Origin of the sequence: Burkholderia sp. Tr-20355, assembly GCF_017104685.1 — a bacterium.
Lineage (GTDB): Bacteria > Pseudomonadota > Gammaproteobacteria > Burkholderiales > Burkholderiaceae > Burkholderia > Burkholderia seminalis.
Map to the genome: position 1 here is coordinate 1 of NZ_JAAGPK010000333.1, position 2,870 is coordinate 2,870.

The window sequence follows — 2,870 nt, forward strand, 5'->3', positions numbered from 1 at the left end:
CATCGCGTCGCCGTCGATCACGCCCGCGCGCGCCGCGGCCGGCAACTGCGCGCCGAACGCGGCGGCCGCGTTGCCCGCGAGCGTGAACGGCGCGTCGGGCACACCGACGGCACCCGGCGCATCGAGCGAAGCCGGATGCAGCGTGCGCCAGTCGCCGGCGGCGGCGTCCCATTCGAAATCGGCCCAGTAGGCCTCATCCATCCGCGCATCCAGCGCGGCCAGCACGCGGGTCGTGCCGGGTGCGCGCAGCCGCGCGTGCTCGGCGCACGCGAGCAGCGTGCCGATCGGCACGACCGGCAGCCCGCCGCCGAACGCGAGGCCTTGCGTGATGCCGGTCGCGGTGCGCAGGCCCGTGAACGAGCCGGGGCCCGCGCCGAACGCGATCGCGTCGCAATCGGCGAGCGTCAGCCCCGATTCGGCGAAGAGTTCCTGGATCGCCGGCAGCACGCGCGTGCTCGACACGGCGCCCGTCGGTTCGTGGCGGACCCAGGTTTGCGGGGAGGAAACGGCGTCATCGGCGTGGGCCGAGCGCAGCAGCGCGACCGAGCAGTATTCGGTCGACGTATCGATGGCGAGGAGCACTGTTTGCGTCATGGCCGACATTGTAATGCGGCGCCCCGCTCCCACGGGCGATCGGGACCGATCCGTGCGCATACGCGGCAGCGGCGGCGGTTTGGAAGGATCGCTCGACCCCGCGCGGCGGTCCGCTTGTTAAGATCGCCCGATCTGAAACCCTTACGGAGACACCCGATGAGCGAACTCGCCGCCCAATTCGACCAGGCCCAGATCGACGTCAAGCAACTGACCGAACGCCCGGGCAACCTGACCCTGCTGCGCCTCTACGCGCTGTTCAAGCAGGCCACCGACGGCGATGCGCATGGCGACAAGCCGGGCTTCACCGACATCGTCGGCAAATACAAGTACGACGCGTGGGACGCGCTGAAGGGCACGTCGCCGGATGCGGCAAAGCAGCAGTACGTCGAACTCGTCGAATCGCTGAAAAACGGCACGGCTTCCTGAGCGGATCGCCCGCCGCCGCAATAGGCAATCAAATCAGTGGCGCAGCGCAGCAAATATCTTTATAATGCTGGCTGCGTCACCTCCCGCGCTCGGCTCGCAAGCCGTTCCGGCCAGACGCCTCGTAGCGTTAAGCTCCAATCCGGTTTAGAACCTGTCCCCTCCTGCTTCGACCTTCGCGGTCGTCACTTATCAGGCTGGCGGCCCCGCTCCTGAAGCGCGCCGCACCCAAAACAGCTTCTAATGCCTCATCCGCCGACGGTTCGGCGGATTGCACCCGTTTCCCGATTTGCTCGCTGAATCCGACGACTTGGGTATGCGCGATTGGCGCCGACGTTTCACCCACTGTGTTTCAAGGATTGTTATGACTTCGAGCATCAACTCCAGCCCGCTCAACGCGATCGCCGACCAGGCGCTCGGTCTCGACGACGCCGCCGCACCGGCCGCGGTCGAACCGGCGTCGGACGAGCCGAGCTTCGCGTCGCTCGGGTTGTCGCCGGAGATCGTCTCCGCGCTGCAGGCCGCCGGCTACGTGAAGCCGACGCCGGTCCAGCAGCGCGCGATTCCGGCCGGCATCGCCGGCCGCGACCTGCTGGTGTCGAGCCCGACCGGTTCGGGCAAGACCGCCGCATTCATGCTGCCCGCGATCGAACGTTTCGCGCAGCTCCAGAAGACGCTGGCGCAGCAACCGCGCGCGCCGCGTGAACCGAACCAGGGCGACCGCCGTGCGCGCCGCCCGCAACCCGTCGCGCGCCCGGGCCTGCTCGTGCTGACGCCGACCCGCGAACTCGCGATGCAGGTCACCACGGCCGCATCGACGTACGGCAAGCACCTGAAGCGCCTGCGCACGGTCAGCATCCTCGGCGGCGTCGCCTACGGCCAGCAGCTGATGCTGCTCGCGAAGAACCCGGAAATCCTGGTCGCCACGCCGGGCCGTCTGCTCGATCACCTCGAGCGCGGCCGTATCGACCTGTCCGAACTGAAGATGCTCGTGCTCGACGAAGCCGACCGCATGCTCGACATGGGCTTCATCGAAGACATCGAAACGATCGTCGACGCCACGCCCGCGTCGCGCCAGACGATGCTGTTCTCGGCCACGCTCGACGGCAAGATCGGTTCGCTGACGAGCCGCCTGCTGAAGGATCCGGAACGCATCGAGATCCAGCAGCGCCTCGAGTCGCGCGCCAACATCGCGCAGACCGTGCACTACGTCGATGACCGCGACCACAAGGATCGCCTGCTCGATCACCTGCTGCGCGACGACGCACTCGACCAGGCCATCATCTTCACGGCGACCAAGATCGACGCCGACCAGCTCGCCGGCCGTCTTGCCGATGCAGGCTTCGAATCGGCCGCGCTGCACGGCGACCTGCCGCAGGGCGCGCGCAACCGCACGATCCGTGCGCTGCGCGAGCGCCGCGTGCGCGTGCTGGTGGCCACCGACGTCGCGGCACGCGGCATCGACATCCCGGGCATCACGCACGTGTTCAACTACGACCTGCCGAAGTTCGCGGAAGATTACGTTCACCGTATCGGCCGTACCGGCCGCGCAGGCCGTTCGGGCACGGCAGTGAGCCTCGTGCACCACGCCGAGCAAGGCGCGCTCAAGCGCATCGAGCGCTTCGTGCGCTCGCCGCTGCCGGTCAACGTGATCGAAGGGTTCGAGCCGCGCAAGGCGCCCCCGCGCAACGGCGCCACCGGCGGCCGCGGCCGTCCGGGCGGCGGTAAGACGGTGTCGGACGGCCGTGCGCGCATCGACGCGTCAAACCGCAAGCGGATGACGGTGCCGCTCGCGGCAGTCGGCGCCGGTGCCTATACGGTGAAATGGGTGGCCGTCGCGACCGACGGGCACC

3 protein-coding genes are annotated in these 2,870 nt (G+C 68.6%); 2 read left to right on the forward strand and 1 reads right to left on the reverse strand.

The features are described from left to right. Nucleotides 1-603, reverse strand: a 603-nt coding sequence (tsaB, locus tag G3N62_RS35030) for a tRNA (adenosine(37)-N6)-threonylcarbamoyltransferase complex dimerization subunit type 1 TsaB (protein WP_206141523.1), incomplete at its 3' end; no start/stop codon positions are given. 147 nt (nt 604-750) lie between these two features. Here tsaB and G3N62_RS35035 point away from each other — a divergent pair. Together G3N62_RS35035 and G3N62_RS35040 are read left to right on the forward strand one after the other, a co-directional pair. Further along, nucleotides 751-1,020 (forward strand): acyl-CoA-binding protein, encoded by a 270-nt coding sequence (locus tag G3N62_RS35035; RefSeq protein WP_034188871.1) that lies wholly within the window; start codon nt 751-753, stop codon nt 1,018-1,020. 361 nt (nt 1,021-1,381) lie between these two features. Next, nucleotides 1,382-2,870, forward strand: a 1,489-nt coding sequence (locus G3N62_RS35040) for a DEAD/DEAH box helicase (protein ID WP_241013294.1), incomplete at its 3' end; no start/stop codon positions are given.